This window comes from Streptomyces iranensis (assembly GCF_017874715.1).
GTDB classification, from domain to species: Bacteria; Actinomycetota; Actinomycetes; order Streptomycetales; family Streptomycetaceae; genus Streptomyces; species Streptomyces iranensis.
Genome location: NZ_JAGGLR010000029.1, coordinates 38074 through 53917 on the forward strand (window position 1 = coordinate 38074; position 15844 = coordinate 53917).

The 15844-nt window shown below is 69.1% G+C and carries 18 protein-coding genes; 8 read left to right on the forward strand and 10 right to left on the reverse strand.

Annotated features, from left to right (window positions below; genetic code table 11):
* Positions 1-335 precede the first annotated feature (335 nt).
* Complete coding sequence (locus tag J2Z30_RS40685) at positions 336-1181, forward strand: calcium-binding protein (protein WP_044570827.1); 846 nt, start codon at positions 336-338, stop codon at positions 1179-1181.
* Between the two features lie 44 nt (positions 1182-1225).
* Here J2Z30_RS40685 and J2Z30_RS40690 read toward each other — a convergent pair whose 3' ends face one another.
* A complete protein-coding gene (locus J2Z30_RS40690) occupies positions 1226-1837 on the reverse strand; it encodes a helix-turn-helix domain-containing protein (RefSeq protein WP_044570826.1) in 612 nt (203 codons plus the stop codon).
* A gap of 47 nt (positions 1838-1884) precedes the next feature.
* Here J2Z30_RS40690 and J2Z30_RS40695 point away from each other — a divergent pair, with 47 nt between their 5' ends.
* Complete coding sequence (locus J2Z30_RS40695; protein WP_044570823.1) at positions 1885-2769, forward strand: class I SAM-dependent methyltransferase; 885 nt, start codon at positions 1885-1887, stop codon at positions 2767-2769.
* A 4-nt stretch (positions 2770-2773) separates the two neighbouring features.
* Here J2Z30_RS40695 and J2Z30_RS40700 read toward each other — a convergent pair whose 3' ends face one another.
* Positions 2774-3481: a TetR/AcrR family transcriptional regulator gene (locus J2Z30_RS40700; RefSeq protein ID WP_044581502.1), complete on the reverse strand. Its 708-nt coding sequence runs from the start codon at positions 3479-3481 to the stop codon at positions 2774-2776.
* A gap of 155 nt (positions 3482-3636) precedes the next feature.
* Here J2Z30_RS40700 and J2Z30_RS40705 point away from each other — a divergent pair, with 155 nt between their 5' ends.
* Both J2Z30_RS40705 and J2Z30_RS40710 read left to right on the forward strand, forming a co-directional pair.
* Positions 3637-4086, forward strand: a complete 450-nt coding sequence (locus J2Z30_RS40705) for a nitroreductase family deazaflavin-dependent oxidoreductase (protein ID WP_044570821.1) — start codon at positions 3637-3639, stop codon at positions 4084-4086.
* Between the two features lie 299 nt (positions 4087-4385).
* On the forward strand, positions 4386-5624 hold the full coding sequence (locus J2Z30_RS40710) for a cytochrome P450 (protein WP_078956696.1): 1239 nt from the start codon (positions 4386-4388) through the stop codon (positions 5622-5624).
* A gap of 13 nt (positions 5625-5637) precedes the next feature.
* On the opposite strand, the gene J2Z30_RS40715 is transcribed toward J2Z30_RS40710, so the two are convergent.
* Positions 5638-5910 (reverse strand): CBU_0592 family membrane protein, encoded by a 273-nt coding sequence (locus J2Z30_RS40715; protein ID WP_044570818.1) that lies wholly within the window; start codon positions 5908-5910, stop codon positions 5638-5640.
* 71 nt (positions 5911-5981) lie between these two features.
* Between J2Z30_RS40715 and J2Z30_RS40720 the strand changes: the two genes are divergently transcribed.
* Positions 5982-6887, forward strand: coding sequence for a LysR family transcriptional regulator (locus J2Z30_RS40720; RefSeq protein WP_044570816.1), 906 nt, complete (start codon positions 5982-5984; stop codon positions 6885-6887).
* Here J2Z30_RS40720 and J2Z30_RS40725 read toward each other — a convergent pair whose 3' ends face one another.
* The gene (locus tag J2Z30_RS40725) at positions 6888-7178 is read right to left on the reverse strand and encodes a hypothetical protein (protein WP_044570814.1); all 291 of its coding nucleotides are present in this window, start codon (positions 7176-7178) and stop codon (positions 6888-6890) included.
* Positions 7179-7332: 154 nt separating this feature from the next.
* Positions 7333-7926, reverse strand: coding sequence for a TetR/AcrR family transcriptional regulator (locus J2Z30_RS40730; RefSeq protein WP_044570813.1), 594 nt, complete (start codon positions 7924-7926; stop codon positions 7333-7335).
* Between the two features lie 122 nt (positions 7927-8048).
* Here J2Z30_RS40730 and J2Z30_RS40735 point away from each other — a divergent pair, with 122 nt between their 5' ends.
* Positions 8049-8816, forward strand: a complete 768-nt coding sequence (locus J2Z30_RS40735) for a class I SAM-dependent methyltransferase (protein ID WP_044570811.1) — start codon at positions 8049-8051, stop codon at positions 8814-8816.
* A gap of 96 nt (positions 8817-8912) precedes the next feature.
* Here the strand turns inward: J2Z30_RS40735 and J2Z30_RS40740 are convergent, their stop codons facing one another.
* Positions 8913-10412: an FAD-binding oxidoreductase gene (locus J2Z30_RS40740; protein ID WP_044570808.1), complete on the reverse strand. Its 1500-nt coding sequence runs from the start codon at positions 10410-10412 to the stop codon at positions 8913-8915.
* Between the two features lie 445 nt (positions 10413-10857).
* Here J2Z30_RS40740 and J2Z30_RS40745 point away from each other — a divergent pair, with 445 nt between their 5' ends.
* Positions 10858-12231 (forward strand): vanadium-dependent haloperoxidase, encoded by a 1374-nt coding sequence (locus J2Z30_RS40745; protein WP_052701397.1) that lies wholly within the window; start codon positions 10858-10860, stop codon positions 12229-12231.
* 97 nt (positions 12232-12328) lie between these two features.
* Here J2Z30_RS40745 and J2Z30_RS40750 read toward each other — a convergent pair whose 3' ends face one another.
* Together J2Z30_RS40750 and J2Z30_RS40755 are read right to left on the reverse strand one after the other, a co-directional pair.
* Positions 12329-13159, reverse strand: coding sequence for an SGNH/GDSL hydrolase family protein (locus J2Z30_RS40750; protein ID WP_044570806.1), 831 nt, complete (start codon positions 13157-13159; stop codon positions 12329-12331).
* Entirely contained in the window at positions 13146-13715 is a 570-nt protein-coding gene (locus J2Z30_RS40755) for a PadR family transcriptional regulator (RefSeq protein ID WP_044570804.1), read from the reverse strand. The genes J2Z30_RS40750 and J2Z30_RS40755 overlap by 14 nt, the downstream gene beginning before the upstream one ends.
* 95 nt (positions 13716-13810) lie before the next feature.
* Here J2Z30_RS40755 and J2Z30_RS40760 point away from each other — a divergent pair, with 95 nt between their 5' ends.
* Positions 13811-14248: a nuclear transport factor 2 family protein gene (locus J2Z30_RS40760; protein ID WP_044570802.1), complete on the forward strand. Its 438-nt coding sequence runs from the start codon at positions 13811-13813 to the stop codon at positions 14246-14248.
* Positions 14249-14520: 272 nt separating this feature from the next.
* On the opposite strand, the gene J2Z30_RS40765 is transcribed toward J2Z30_RS40760, so the two are convergent.
* Both J2Z30_RS40765 and J2Z30_RS40770 read right to left on the reverse strand, forming a co-directional pair.
* Complete coding sequence (locus J2Z30_RS40765; protein WP_044570799.1) at positions 14521-15390, reverse strand: alpha/beta fold hydrolase; 870 nt, start codon at positions 15388-15390, stop codon at positions 14521-14523.
* Between the two features lie 28 nt (positions 15391-15418).
* Entirely contained in the window at positions 15419-15811 is a 393-nt protein-coding gene (locus J2Z30_RS40770; protein ID WP_044570797.1) for a hypothetical protein, read from the reverse strand.
* Positions 15812-15844 lie beyond the last annotated feature (33 nt).

The following is a 15844-nucleotide window of genomic DNA, read 5'->3' on the forward strand; positions in this document are numbered from 1 at the left end:
CGGCTCCTCCCGTGCGATGACCTCCGTGGCGACCCGGGCGAACGGATGTGGGCGTCCGCCGGAACCGGCCGGGTGAACAAGGGGTTAAGCGGCCCGGAAAGGCCGGTTACGGGGATGTCGTTATTTCTTGTGCAACTCCCTTCGAATAACTCGATGACCTGCGACTGCGGGAAACCTGCGGGAAGCTAGGGGATTTCCGGAGCAACCGCTTGCCGTCCATCGCGGTCTACCGGGGCGATCGGAAACTCCGAATCGCCGATCGCCGGTGCCCGGTGACTCAACCGAACTTTCCCGCCGGCCCGATCGGCACTGATCGCACGAAGGGCCGATTCCCTATGCGCAGATACCGCACCATGGCCGCTACGGCCGCCCTCGCTCTCGCCCTTGGGGGAGCCGCGCTCGCGGCGCCCGCCGCCCAGGCGGCCCCGGCGACCTCGGGTTCTCTCGTCCACGAGGACGGCGAGCTCTGGTACAAGGCCGCCGCGGGGCAGAAGAACAATCTGACGGTCTCCGAGCAGATCGTCAGCCGTGGGGAATTCGAGGACTATTACGTCCTCACCTTCCGCGACCAGGGTGACATCACCATCGATGCGCAAGCGGCGGACTGGGACGAGTGCACCTACCCGACCGCGGGCGATCACACCGTCGCTCAGTGCGCGGTGGAAATCCCGCAGAACTCCGACGACTCGGATAACTACGACGTCGACCTCGGTGACGGTGCCGACACCATCAAGCTCGATGCGAACAGCTCGGCCTACGCCGGAATTCACGGTGGCGCCGGCAACGACGTCCTCAAGGGCGGCGCGGCGCCGATGTTCTACGGCGAGGACGGCGACGACCAGATCGACGGCGGCGGCGGTGTCATGGGCTTCGGCGCCTACGGCGGCGACGGCGACGACACCATCACCAACTGCTCGCAGGAATGCCACGGTGACGCCGGCGACGACACCATCACCGGCGGCTCCGAGGACAACGTCCTGCGCGGGGGCACCGGCAAGGACGTCTTGCGCGGTGGCAAGGGCGCCGACGCCATCTACGGCGACCAGGACGACGACACGCTGTATGGCGAGGACGGCGACGACACGATCTACGGCAACAGCGGCGACGACGTGCTGTGGGGCGGCCAGGGCGATGACACCCTCTCCGGCGGCCCGGGGAGCAACGAGGTCCACCAGGACTGAGTCCGGGCAGGACCGGACCGGCCTCTCCAGGGCCGGGGCTCCCCTCAGGAGCCCCGGCCCTCCTCCGTATCCTCATCCCCGCCCCCGTCCGGCAGGGACCGCAGATGCGTACGGCGCCCGTCCTGGTCCAGGATGCCCAGGGCCTCGGCAGGCCCGCCGTGCGCTCCGAAGGCGTGGGGGATCATCGTGGAGAACTCCGCCGCCTGCCCCGTCTCGACGACGATCCTGCGATCCCCCAACACGAGCGTGACGGCCCCGGACAGGACCGTGAACCAGTCCCTGCCCGGATGGACCTTCAGCGCCTCGGCACTGGTCGGGGCCGGTTTGGTGAGGCGCAGCTTGGCCACGATGACCCCGGGCTGCCGGTTCAGCATCCAGGTGGTCAGCCCGCGCGCCGCGTCATGCTGCGGACGGATGAGCACGTCATCGTCGGCGGTCGACTCCACCAGCTGATCCAGACTGGTCCCCAGGGCCCGCGCTATCGCGCTCAACTGATCAAGACTGATCCGTCGATGCCCCGTCTCGATCCGGCTCAGCGTGGACGGACTCAGATAGCAGCGGGCGGCCAGATCGTCCAGCGACCAGCCCATGGCCGAACGCAGTCCCCTGATCCGCTTGCGAACCAGGGCGTCGAGAGCGCTGTCCTCTTGCGTCATACGCAAGATGGTATGTCGCTGAAGCAAGGCCCGCCTACGCTCGGAACATGACGGACCACCACCACGAGCACCACCACGAGCACCATCACCAGCATCACCACGGCGCCGCCGGGGCGGACGACTCGGGCTGGGCCGAACTCCTGGACCTCGACGCCGAAGTCCTGCACGGCTATCTGTCCGAAGTGATGTCTCAGCTGGCCCAGCTGACGCGGGACGAACCGCCCCACCGCATCCTCGACCTGGGCAGCGGCACCGGCACCGGAACCCTCGCCCTGCTCCAGCGCTTCGAGGACGCCGAGGCGATCGCCGTCGACCGATCCCCTGACCTCCTGGAGCATCTGCGGCGCAAGGCCCGCGCACACGGAGTGGAGGGCCGCGTCCGAACCGTCCAGGCGGATCTGGACGACACCTGGCCGGACTTCGGCCCCGTGGACCTGGTGTGGGCGTCGGCGTCCGTACACCACCTCACCGACCCCGACCGTGGCCTGCGCGAGATCTTCGAGCGGCTGCGCCCCGGCGGTCTGCTGGCCGTGATCGAGATGGCGGGCTTCCCGCGCTTCCTCCCCGACGACGTCGGCCGAGGTCGGCCCGGCCTGGAAGCCCGCTGTCACGCCGTACAGGCCCAGGAGCACGCCGAGCGGATGCCGGAACTGGGCTCCGACTGGGGCCCTCGCCTGTCCCGCGCCGGATTCGGCATCGTGACGGAGCGCCCCTTCGAAATCGATCTGCGGCCCCCGCTCCCCGAGCCCACCGGCCGCTACGCCCAGGCGTTCCTCCGCCGTGTGCGCTCCCATGTGGCGGAGCGCCTGAGCCCCGAGGACCTGGCCACCCTCGACCACCTCCTCGACAGCGACGGCCCGGACGGCGTGCTGCGACGCGACGACCTGGCCGTCCGCGCCGAGCGCACCCTGTGGGCGGCCCGCCGCCCATGACCCGTCAACGGGCCGGCGGAAGCCCGAGGAAGTCGGCGAGCTGTTCGATGGTGTGGTCGAAGAACTCGTTCGTGGGGTCCACGCTGCCGACGAACTGACCGAACAGCTCGAAGCTCAGCATCCCGAACAGCTGCGTCCACACCACGATGCCGCGGTTGAGCGTCTCCAGCGGCAGATCCGGCGCGATCCGCTCGCCATCCGGCGCGACCTGCTCGCCCAGTGCCCGCAACTGACCGGCCAGGCCGTCGGTCAGGGGCGGGCCTTCGAACGCGGGCGAAGGGTTTGTCTCCCGCAGGATCCCGATCAGGACCATCGGTACGCGCGCCGCCGAGGCGACCGTGTCCTGCGGGGCGGCGTACCCGGGGATCGGTGAACCGTAGATCAGGGCGTACTCATGCGGGTTGGCCCGCGCCCAGTCCCGTACCGCGTGACACGCCTTGCGCCAGCGCTCCCGCGGCGCACCCCCCTCCGCGGCCTTCTCCGCCTGCTCGCCCACCGCGTCGTAGGCGTCGATGATCAAGGCGGTGAGCAGCTCGTCCCTGCTGGCGAAGTAGCGGTAGAGGGCCGATGACACCATGCCCAGCTCCCGGGCGACCGAGCGCAATGAGAGTTTCTGGGCGCCATCCACCGCGAGCTGACGCCGGGCCTCGTTCTTGATCTCCTGCGTGAGCTCCGCCCGTGCCCGGTCCCTGGCTGTCCGACTGGCGTTCATACCGACCAGTGTGCCATGTGCGAGAGCGGCGCACGATTCCGAGAGCACTGCTCTTGACTTGTGGACGGGATTCGGTGTTCAGTGATCTCAACAGAGAGCACCGCTCTCGTCGCTCGAACACCGCTCTCGCACATCGAGAGTCGAAGAGGGATGACATGACCGAGTTCCGCAACCTCAAGCCCAGCAAGTTCGACAGAATCTTCAACGGCCTCGCCAAGCGCCTGACGAAAATCGGTATCGGCCTGGCCGGGAGCCAGATCCTGGCCGTCCGCGGCCGCAAGAGCGGCGAGTGGCGCACCACCCCGGTCAACCCGCTCACCCTGCACGGCGAGCGCTACCTCGTCGCCCCGCGCGGCCACACCCAGTGGGTGCGCAACATGCGCGCGGCCGGCGGCGGCGAACTGCGGCTGGGCCGCAGGGTGGAGCCGTTCACCGCGGTCGAGGTCGAGGACGGCGCGAAGCCGGAGATCCTGCGGCTGTACCTGAAGAAGTGGGCGTGGGAGGTCGGCCGCTTCTTCGACGGTGTCGACGCGCATTCGAGCGACGGGAAGCTGCTGGAGATCGCGCCCGGCTTCCCGGTGTTCAGGATCAGCGCGCGGGGATGACCCACGATCGCGCTCGCCGCCGCGGGCGTACTCGGGATGGCCGCCCCGCAGACCCAAGCCGCACCCGCGAGGGCCGAGACCGCTCAGGCCGCCCACCACGACGACCCCTCCACCTGCCGCGGCGAAGGCGTCGACCCCACCCCGCGGCCGAGGCCCTGGGCCAGGGCCTCGAAGCGTGGTTGAGCGACCTGAAGACCACCGCCGAGGCCGCCAACCGCCGTGACCGGCAGCCTCTTTGACTTCACCCATGAGTGGTGAGTAACTGTTCGCCGCAGGTCGTACGGCTCTGGAGGCGCTCCGTGGGTGAAGCAGAAGTGGCGGACGAGACGAAACCGGAAGACGCGAAACCGGAAGGCGCGAAGCCGGACGGCGCGGAAGCACGCTGCCCCCTGGGCGACTTCCCGTTCGCCACGGAGCACCCCCTGGAACCCCCGAAGGAATGGGCGGCGCTACGGGCGGAGGGATGCCCGATCCCGGAGCTGACGCTGCGCTCCACCGGCGCCCCGGTGCGGGTGCTGACCCGGTACGAGGATGTGCACGCGATGCTGTCCGATCCCCGCTTCCCGCGGGATGTGAGCGAGGCGGGGCCGGACGGGACCGGCACGGGCGAACGGCACCAGCGCTGGCGGCGCCTGGTGGGCCAGGCGCTCACCGCCAAGCGGGTCGCCGCGCTCCGCCCCCGGATCGTCGCCATCGGCCACGCCCTGGTGGACGTCATGGAGGCCGGGCCGATCCCCGCCGATCTCTGGGCGGGTTTCGCGTATCCGTTCCCGGTGCGGGTCGTCGGCGCCCTGCTGGGCGTACCCGAGGCGGACTGGGACCGCCTCGCGTACTGGTCGGGCGCCCTGTTCAGCGGGGACCGCTACGGCGAGCGGGAGACCCGCACCGCCCGCGAGGAGCTTCTGGCGTATCTGGGCGGGCAGGTGGCCCGGACCCGGAGCGCACCGGGAGACGACCTGCTCAGCAGGCTGATCGAGATCACCGACGCCGCCGACCCCCGCCCGCCCGAGGCGGTCCTGGTCCAGATCGCGCAGGGTCTGATGCACGCCGGTCACGAGACCACCTCCAGCGTGATCGGAAAGCTGGTCCCGGTCCTGCTGGACGACCGCTCCCGCTGGCAGCGCCTGCTGGACGACCGCTCCCTGATCCGCCCGGCCGTCGAGGAGTTGCTCCGCTTCGACGTCAACCGTGGCCCGGGTATGCCCCGCTATCTGACGGAGGACGCCCAACTGGGCGGCGAGGTGATCCCCAAGGGCAGTACCACCGTTTCGGTCGTCGCCTCCGCCAACCGCGACGAGCGGATGTTCCCCCACCCCGACCACCTGGACCTGACCCGCACCCCCAACCGCCACCTCGCCTTCGGCGCCGGCGCCCACTCCTGCATAGGCCAGGCCCTGGCCCGTACCGAACTGCACGTCGCCCTGGAAATCCTCCTGGACCGCATGCCCGATCTCGCCCTGGCCGTCCCGTCCTCCGAGCTGGCGCGCCGCGCCGGAGTGCTCACGGACAGCTTCGAGCAGGTGCCGGTGGTGTGGTAGCCGTCGCGCGGGGCTAGGGGCTGTCGGTCACGCCCAGGCCGCGGCGTACGCCCACGAGGGTTTGCATGCCGATGATGACCCACACGAAGTTCGAAGTGACCGATGGCCAGGCGCCATTGGCGGCCGCCGATACGGCCAGCAGTGCGCCACCGAGCATGTTGATCGACTGGGATGCGCGCGAATCCGGTTCGATCCGCCGACGTGACACCAGGGCGTAGGCCGTGGCGGTGCACAGGGCACCTATCCACCCGGCTCCCGTGGCGACCGGGGGCAACAACTCCTCCATACCCCCATGGTGGCGGTCGCGAGGATACACATCAATCGAAGTTGTCTTCCCCCTGCATTAAGCTGAACTGAATGGAAATCGACGCGCGCAAACTGGCCGTGCTGCTGGCCGTCCACCGGGCCGGCGGGGTGCTGGCGGCGGCGGATGTCCTGCATTTGACACCGTCGGCCGTTTCCCAGCAGATCGCCCGCCTGGAGGACGCGGTCGGCGTCACCGTTCTGGACCGGCAGCCCCGCGGAGCCGTCCTGACACAGGCGGGCCGGGTTCTCGCCGAAGCCGCGGAACGCATCGAGTCCGAGTTGACCGACGCTCGCAAAGCGCTGGCGGCGCTGCAGGGGGAGGTGACGGGCACGGTCGTCATCAGCGCCTTCAAGACGGTGATCCGCATGCTGCTCGTACCGCTGGTGCACCGGCTGAGCGAGCAGTTCCCCGGTTTGGAACTGCTGATCCGGGAGATGGACGGCGAGAAGGCCCAGCAGGAGCTGAGGTCGGGAGCGGTCGACCTGATCATTCTGGAGGCCGAGACCCCCCTCGGACACCGGGCCGCGCGCGGCACCCGCGATGTGCCGGTGCTCGAGGAACCGTGGGTGGTGATCATGCCCGTGGCGACGCCGGTCCCGGTCAGTACGGCGGATCTGGAGCACCTCACCTGGCTCGGGGTCGACCCGGACGCGGCCGCCCACAGCGCCACCGAACAGGCCCGGCGCGGACTGAAGGCCGCGCCCCCGGTCCACAGCTACTACGACTACGACGTCGCGCTCTCGCTGGTGTCGGGAGGTCTGGGCATCGCGATCGTGCCCGCCTTGGCCGTGCTGGGCGTACTGCCCGACGGCGTAAAGGCGGTGTCCCTGCCCGGCCTGGGGACCCGCCGCCTGATGGCCCGGCACCGCACCACCCGCTCCGAGCCCCGCAAGGAAGTCCTCACCGTCCTCGACGCCGTCATCGCGTCCGCCGCCGAGCTCGACACCAATGTGTAGTCAGCCGCCGAAGGACCAGAAAAGGGCGGTGATGCCGCCGAACCCAATGACACCGAGGGCGGTTCCGACAATGGCGATCCACAGGCGCCCGGCCCCGCGGCGGGCGTGGTGCACACCCATTGCCCCGAGAGCGATGGCGAGCGGCCCGGTGATGATCGTCCACGGAAAGGTGATGAGCACGAGCGCGGGCACCCATGTGCCCACGGCGGAGAACACGCCGAGGACAAGCGCGGTGGGGCCCAGCGCGACGGCGGGCGAGTCACTTCGGCCCGACACGGTCGACTCGGACATGACCTGCTCCCCTGTGGGATGGGTTCCCGTTCCGTATTGATCGTACCGACGGGGGTACGGCCGACCGATGGCGGGCGTGGCTCGCCGGGGCCGCGATGAGGATCACTTTCCGGCCCGGTGCGTCGGGGTCTCGGGGGCGCACAGGCCGTCAGGGCTACGGCTCCCGTACGACGTCGGCGATGACGGTGGTGACCATCTTGCGGACGGCCACGGCGTCCGGCGGCGCGGCTTCTCGGTCCGCGAAGAGCAGGTGCCCGGCCCCGATCACCGTGGGCGCGAGCGCGTCGATGTCGGCGTCGGCCGCGATGCGTCCCCGGTCCCGCTCGGTGGTGAGGTAGGAGGCGATCATGACCGTGGCCTCCGTCAGGAGCGGCAGGCCGGTCGGTGTGGTTTCGCGGAGGCGGGCGCGTAGCCCGTCCCGCGAGATGACGAGGCTGACGAGGCCCACGGCGACCGACTCGAACAGGGTCGTCAGCGCGTCGGCGAGGTGGTCGGCGACGGTGCCGGTCCCGGCGGAGTCGCGCAGGGCGGCGGACTGGTGGTCGAGCCGGGTGACGCGATCCCGTACGAGCTCGGCGAGGAAGGCGTCGAAGTCGGCGAAGTGCCGGTGCAGGACGCCCTTCGCACAGCCCGCCTCCGTGGTGACGGCCCGACTGGTCAGCGCGCTCGGCCCGTCCCGGAGCAGGACTCGCTCGGCGGCCTTGAACAACTGCTCGCGTACGTCACGCATGGCCACCCCTGTCGGCACCGTGCGTCCCTCCCTCACCTTGCTTGTGGCCCGCCCGGTTGACGAGTGGGCGAGTGCCCACTCATAGTGGGCGCATGCCCACTTTACCGTCTTCCGGGGACGAGCCCCATCAGCATCGGCAGATGGCCGAGTCGTTCGGCTCGGATGCCGAACGCTACGACCAGGCCCGGCCCCGCTACCCCCAAGCCATGGTGGACCGGATCGCCACCGGCAGCCCCGGTCCCGACATCCTCGACGTCGGCTGTGGCACCGGTATCGCGGCCCGGCAGTTCCAGCAGACCGGCCGTACGGTGCTCGGGGTCGAGCCGGACGCGCGGATGGCCGACGTGGCGCGGCGGCTCGGGACGGAGGTCGAGGTCGCGGCGTTCGAGGCCTGGGACCCGGCCGGTCGGCACTTCGATGCCGTGATCGCGGGCCAGGCGTGGCACTGGATCGACCCCGTCGCGGGGGCGGCCAAAGCCGCCCGGGTGCTGCGGCCCGGCGCCCGGCTGGCCGCGTTCTGGAACGTGTTCCGGCTTCCCTCCGATCTGGCGGAAGCCCTCGCCGCGGTCTGCCGACGGGTGATGCCCGACGCGCCGTTCGACTTCCGGGCGGTGACGCAGGCCGGCCTGGACGTGTATCAGCCGATCCTCGCCAGGGCCGCCGACGGGATACGGGCGGCGGGCGCGTTCGGCGAACCGGAACAGTGGCGGTTCGACTGGGAGTGGACCTACACCCGGGACGCCTGGCTCGAGCAGATCCCCACCCAGGGTGCCTTCACCCGGCTCCCTCCTGCCGAGCTGGCGGAGGTGCTGGAGGGCGTTGGCGCGGCCATCGACGCGATGGGCGGCAGCTTCACGATGCCGTACGCGACGGTGGTGATCACGGCGCCCCGAACTGCCCCGGCCTGACCGCCGAGCCCTTGCGGGCGTTCAGCGAAATACTCAGGACGGGTAGGCGTGGCCGAGCCCCCTCACCGATCGGGAGGGGGCTCTGGCCGTGCTCGGTCAGCAGACCGCGGGCGGAACGCTCTGCTCGTACTGGAAGACGTTGTTGGGGTCGTACTTCGCCTTGATGGTGCGGAGTCGGTCGAAGTTGTTCCTCCAGTAGGCGGTTTCCCAGTCCTGCTGCGCGATGTTCGGCACATTGACGTAGGCGCCGTTCACGTAGGTCCGCAGGGCCTGGCTGAACTCGGCGATCCAAGCCTGGCACTGCGAGGTGAGCGGGTCGCAGACGCCCGGCTGGTCACTGCGCTCCCCCCAGCCGACTCCGGGTTCGGAGTAGAAGAGCGCGTCGCGGTGCGGGAAGGCAGTGCCGCCGCGGGGGCTCCTCCTGACGTTCCCGCCGAAAGCCTGGACGAAGAAGTTGCTGTCATCCGTCGGGGCCGTTTTGATGAACGAGTCGACGATGTCGATCGCGTCGCTCGGGAACGGCTTTCTGGTGAACTGCGAGTGGAATTTCCAGTTCGCCGGTTCCTGCTCGATCGGAATCTGGAATCCCGCGTATACGTCGCCCCAGTTACCGACCTGCGTAGTGACGTCCGGACTGTCGATCGACAGGATCGGGGCCAGCAACTTCTTCGTCTCGTCCGGCGTTCCTTCAGGGAGAACCCCGAACAGGAAGATCTGGTTTCGGTGAATTTCGAGCTGGGTTCCGAGACGGGCGTCGGTGGTCGGTGCCGTGCGCTGATACGCCTCGAAGATGGCGCGAAGGTTGTCGATGCCCTGCCACGTCGCCTGGAGATAGGTGACGCTCTTCAGCGGAGCCACCTTGTAGGTCAGTGACGTGACGATGCCGAAGTTGCCGTTCCCCGCGCCACGGAGCGCCCAGAGCAGATCCGAGTTGTTGTACAGGTCCGCGTGGATCACCTTGGCGCATTCGGTACCCGACGGGACGACGATCTCGGCCCCCACCAGGCTGTCGCAGGCCATGCCGAGCCAGCGGGTGAGGAAGCCGAAACCGCCGCCGAGCGTCGCACCGGACAGGCCTACGCTGCCCTCCGTTCCGGTGGTCACCGCGAAGTTCTGCTCCGCGAGGGTGGTCACCGCTTCCAACTGGTTGAGCCCGGCTCCGACCGTCGCGATACGCGACTTGGTGTCGACGTGAACCGACTTCAACTCGCTGATGTCGATCACGAGGCCGTTGTCCACGTTCGACCAGCCCTCAAGGGCGTGCCGGCCGCTCCGCACCCGCACCGCCACGTCGTTCTGCCGCGCCCACGTCAGGGCGTTGACCACGTCCTGGGTGTTCTGGGCGAAGACGATGACCAGCGGATAGTGGGAGAAGAGCTGGTCCCAGCCGAGGCGCGCGTCCGTGTATCCGGCGTCTTCGGGGCGGACGATCCGGCCGGTCAGCTCCGCGGGCTCGCAATACGCATCGCCCCCGGACGCCTCGGTCACGGCGCTGGCAGCGGGGGCCGCGGCGGCCGCGGCGCCCGACACGACGACCGCGCCGGCACCGGCGCCCGCCGTCACCCTCAGCAGCCCGCGGCGGGAAAAGTCGTTCATGGTCCGTGTCCTCTCGGCCGTCAGCAGACGCGAATTGGCCCCTTATGGGCGATTTAGGCGAAGTGGACGGTAGCAAGGGCAACCACGGCGGACCGGCTCGACACGCTCGCGACCACGGCCAGATCGATCGAAAGGACCGGCCCTGCGGACGAGGCCCCACGCCGGTCGGGGCGGTATGCCGCCGAGAGAGCCGACCGTTCAACGCGGGTCACGCATTCCATGGCGGCGCGTCCTGCATGCAGAAACACTAAGCCCCGAGGCATATCGGCGTGGTTGTCCTTTATGCGGCATATACGACATTACGCTGCCGCTGTTGATCAGCGACGTCGAAAGGAATGCCGTGCCTCTCAAGCCCAATCATGGCCGTCGGCCGGCCGCGAAGTCTGTGCTTCCACGCTGTAAGTCCCGTGTTGGCGGACGCCTGGGACGGCTGCGGGCCGCCGTCGTGGCCGGTGCCCTGCTCGCCGGGCTGAGTCCGGTGGCGGCCGGTGCGCCGCAGGCCGCCGCGACGGGGCATGAGGACGATCCGACGCAGTACTGGAACAAGGTCCTGCTGCAGACGTTCCGCAATGCGCGGGGCTGGGACGCCTCGCCCGGCAAACTCTCCAGGTCCGGGGCGATGGTCTTCGCGGCGATCTACAACGCCGAGAGCGCCTATCAGTACACGTACGGAACCCTGAAGTACCAGCCGTACCTCAACCGGCCGCTGAAGTACGCCGGCAAATCGTCGCGGCCGCGTGCGGACGAAGAGGAGCGGCTGATCGACCGCACGGCGTACCGGATGATCTCCCAGCTGTACCCAGGCGATCAGGCCTACATCGACGCCCAGTACAAGGCTCGGACCGGCCGCTCCCCCCACTCCTACGACCCCCTCGACCGCCTGGTGGTCGACCGCGTGGTGAGGCAGATGCACAAAGCTCGGGCGGGCGACGGTTCGGACAACCCGGAGGTCTACCGCGGCGACACCACCACACCTGGAGCCTGGCGGCCGACGGGTCCCCAAGAGGACTGCCAGAAGCCGAGCGACGCGGTGACCCCGAACTGGGGCAAGGTGAGGCCGTTCGTGCTCCGCTCCGGCTCGCAGTTCCGGCCTTCCACCCTGCGCGGCTTCACTTCCTACGCCAAACTGCTGGCCAGCCCGGAGTACGCGCGCCAGCGTGCCGAGGTGCGGCGGGTCGGTGCCGTCGACTCCACCGAGCGCACCTACGACCAGACCGTCGTCGCCTGGTTCTGGGACCATGACCTGGACGGCACCTACCACCCCCCGGGACAACTGCTCGAACTGACCGGGATCGTCGCCAAGAAGTTCAAGCTCGCCAGGTACGAGACCACCCGCTTGTTCGCGCTGTCGGCGCTGTCTTTGGCGGATGCCGGGATCGCGGCCTGGGACAGCAAGTTCGACACCCGGATCAAGCTGTGGCGCCCGGTGTCCGCGATCCAGGCGACAGGCGGCGCGAACGCGAAATGGGAGCCTCTCAGCGCGGACCGCTCAGGGGCACCGTTCACCCCGTGCTTCGCCGCCTGGACCTCCGGGCACGCCAACTTCACGGCTGCGTGGGCAAGCGCGATGAAGCACTTCTTCGGCCGAGACGACGTCTCGTTCACCGCACGCTCCGAGGACCCGCACACCATCAAGGCGTACCGCCGGATGGACAGCTTCAGCCAGGTCGCCCAGGAGGGCGAGTTCAGCCGCCTCTGGCTGGGCGTGCACTTCCGCTGGGACGCCGAGGACGGGAGGGCCATCGGTACCAACGTCGGCGAATACGTGTCCGCCAACGCGCTGCTGCCGACACGACCGCACCGTCCGCGACAGCACTGAAACGACACCCCCGCGCCTGCCGCCCAAGATGAGGTTGCCGCCGCACTGGACGCGGTACGCGTACCGACCAGTCGGCGGCAGCCTCCCGCGGGGCGAGTCAGCGCTGAACATCCCCACCTTTGCTCACGGACTCCGTCCCATCTGCTCGCACCGGCCCCAGCCGCGGTCGCTTGGCGGTGCGGCCGTCGCCGGAGGAGCGGCCGCGGAGGCGGCGGGTGAGCCAGGGGCCGAGGAAGGCGGCGGTCCAGCGGAGTTCGTCGGTGGCGGCACGCCATCCTGTGGGTGCGGGCGCCGCGGGCGGGGGCAGGGGGTGGCTCCAGGTGTCGTCGGCACCGGGGAGGTTGAGGGTGTGGGCGAGGGCGGCGGCGATGCGCTGGTGGCCGATGGGGCTGGCGTGGAGGCGGTCGCGGCTCCACAGCCGGGGGTCGGTGACGACGGGGTAGTGGCCGGTTTCGGCGACGGTGACGCCATGGCGCCGGGCGGCTTCGCGGATCCGCTCGTTCAGGGCGATGACGCGCGGGGTGAGGGGACGCGCCAGGGGGCTGATGCGGGCGGGGTCGGGGAAGGTGAGCGTGGCGACGTGGGCGCCTTGCGCGGTGAGCGCGGCGAACATCGCCTCCAGGTGGTGGGCGGCGTGGTCGGCGTCGAAGCGGGGGCGGAGGAGGTCGTTGACCCCGGCGACGACGGTGGCCAGATCGGGGCGGAGGGCCAGGGCGGGTGCGAGCTGCTCCGCGTGGACCTGCGCGGCGAGGCGGCCCCGTACGGCGAGATTGGCGTATGTGAGGCCGGGGTTGGCGTGGGCGAGGTGCTCGGCGAGGCGGTCGGCGAACCCGCGCAGGCCTGTGACGTCGTCGCCGTCGCCCAGGCCCTCGGTCTGGCTGTCGCCCAGTGCGACGTAGCGGCTGTACGCCGCGTCAGTGTCGGGCACGGCTGTGCTGCCTCTCTCGCAGGACGGTGATGGTGCGCTCGCACCAGTCGCGGTTGCCCTGTTCGAGGGCCAGGCCGCGCAGACATGTCAGGTACGGGCCGATGCGGTGGCCGTGGCGCAGGAACTCCTCCTCCGTACGGTCACCGCGCATCTTGCGCAGCAGCTTGCCGAAGAGTTGGATCTTGGCCTCGGCAAAGGTGGCACGCTCGGTGAGCTGGGCGATCAGGGTCTCCTTGTCGACGTGGTCGGCGGCCTGCACCTTGACGAGCAGGTCGTCGCGGATGAAGGACGGCTTGGCGAACGCCGCCGTGAACTCCTCCAGCTCCGCCAGCCCGGCATCGGTCACATGGAACAACCGCTTGGTGGGGCGGGTCTCCTGGACCACGGCCCGGCCCGCGATGAGCCCGTCCTTCTCCAGGCGGGTCAGCTCGGCGTAGAGCTGCTGTGGCTGGGCGTGCCAGAAGTTGGCCACGCCGATGTCGAACGCCTTGGTCAGCTGGTATCCGCTGAGCTCCCCATCGAGCAGTGCCGCCAGCACGGCGTGCCGCAGGGCCATCGGATCGCCTCCTTCATGTCTCGCCGGACACGCGACCATGATAGTCATGAAAGTGACTACTCACGTCCATGATTATGAAAGAAGGCGGGTGTGCGATGACCACTGCCGACCGTTTCCGTACCGCCATCGACAACCGGGACCTCGCGGCCCTGGACGACCTGTTCACCGAGGACATCCGCTTCTACAGCCCCGTCAAGTTCACCCCCTTCGAGGGCAAGCCGATGGTGCTGGGCCTCTTCGGGGTCCTGCTGCGCACCTTCCAGGACTTCCGCTACATCGGCGACCACACCGGCACCGCGCAGACCAGCACCGACGGCACGTCCGCCCAGTCGGCGGTGCTGCTCTTCCGTACCCGGGTCGGCGACAAGGAGATCCACGGCATCGACCTGCTGCACTTCGCCGACGACGGCCGCATCAAGGAGTTCACCGTCATGGTCCGCCCCCAGTCCGCCGTCCACGCCCTCGGCGAAGCGGTCCTGGCCGGCCTGGTCGAAGACGGCCTCGTACCGGCACCGACGCCCTCCGGCCAGTAGCGAGGCCGGGCAGCCGGCCGAAGCGGCGGAGGCTCCTGGGCTTCCCGATGGCTCACAACGCGGTCCTGTGCCCGGTAATAACGGAACGCTGCCTCAACGACGCTTGTCGGATCTTCGTTCATGCGACCTCCCTGACCAGCCCGGGAGCCTGGGCGGCGGCCTTTCTGTTGGCGAATGCCTCTCACTTGTTCGGTCGGGCCGGCCGCGGAGGGAATGGCGAAGCCTGGGGCGCGCGGGTGGTCCGTGCGCCCCAGGCTTTGGAGGGGGTCCGTTCAGCGGTCGCCGGTGAGCTCCGCGATGCGCCGCAACGCGTGCTTGAGGTAGGGCGCGAACCGCGGATAATTCTCGCTCATCGGGAAGTGGCCGATGTCCTTCATCTCGACGAACTCCGCGCCGCGGATCTGTTTGGCGGTGCGCTCGCCGTCCTCGGGAGTGGTGAGGTAGTCGTAGTCGCCGGTGAGCATGATCACGGGGCATTGTTCGCCGTCGATGTCGCCGAGCCGGTCGCGCAGGTCGTGATCGACCGAGTAGAAGTGCAAGTCCCCCTTGAAGGACTCGGAACCCTGGCTGTAGTAGAACCAGGTGGCCCAGCGGTCCTTGTCGGGAGACTGCGGGGCCATCAGGTCCCACACACCACTGGCACACACCTGTGCCGCGTTGGCGTGCGGATGCTGCCACCAGTCCAGGTAGAAGCCGGGAGAGTGGTCCGCGCCCTCGACCGGGATGACGGCCTTGAAACGGTCCGGGTGGTGCAGCGCCAGCTGCAGTGCGACGTTCCCGCCGAAGGAGGAGCCCATGAAGATCGGATCGTCCAGCCCGAGGGCATCGCAGAAGGCGGTGATGAATGCCACGTAGTGGTTCGCCGTGAGTTTGTATTCTTCCTTCCACCATTCCGTGTTCCGGGGTGGGTCGGACTTCCCGTGGCGCGCGAGGTCGTATGCGATGACGCGGTAGTTACTGGTGATTTCCTCGTCTTCGAGCAGATCGCGCCACTGATGATTGTGGGCGCCGGCGGTGTGCTGACACACGAGAGGCTGTCCCTCGCCGTGCTCCAGATAGAACACCTTGTACTCGATGCCCTCCACGTCGATGGTGACGTAGTGGCCGGTGACCGGCGAGATGCGGGACGGAGTCGTACTCATCGGGGTCCTTTCGGCGGAGCGGTCGGGGTCAGCCCAGCGGGCCGGTGACGCGCAGCAGCTCCAGCTGCCGGGTCAGGCAACGGAGGTTCTGCATGAGGACCAGCAGGTTTCCCTCCAGCCGCATGTCTCGCCGGAAGGTCGCCGCCCAGATGCCGTGGCACATCGGGGGCGGCGTCGGCCGGCAGAATCCCCGCCATGTCTCGGCGCTCGCGCGGATCGCGAAGTCGTAGGCCGTAAGTGGCTCCGGGTCGATGGTCAATTCCTCGATACGGCCGCGGTGGACACGGACCAGAAAGGTGTGGTCCTCCATGTCGAGCAGATAACTGCATGAGAAATACGCCCCATGTGCCTGAAGCTCCGCGTCTCCGTCATTGAGCTGACGGAATTGCTCCAATGGCCCCTGCGTCGTTGCTGTTGCCATTTTCCTCTCCTTGGTGACGCCGATGTTTCTGCA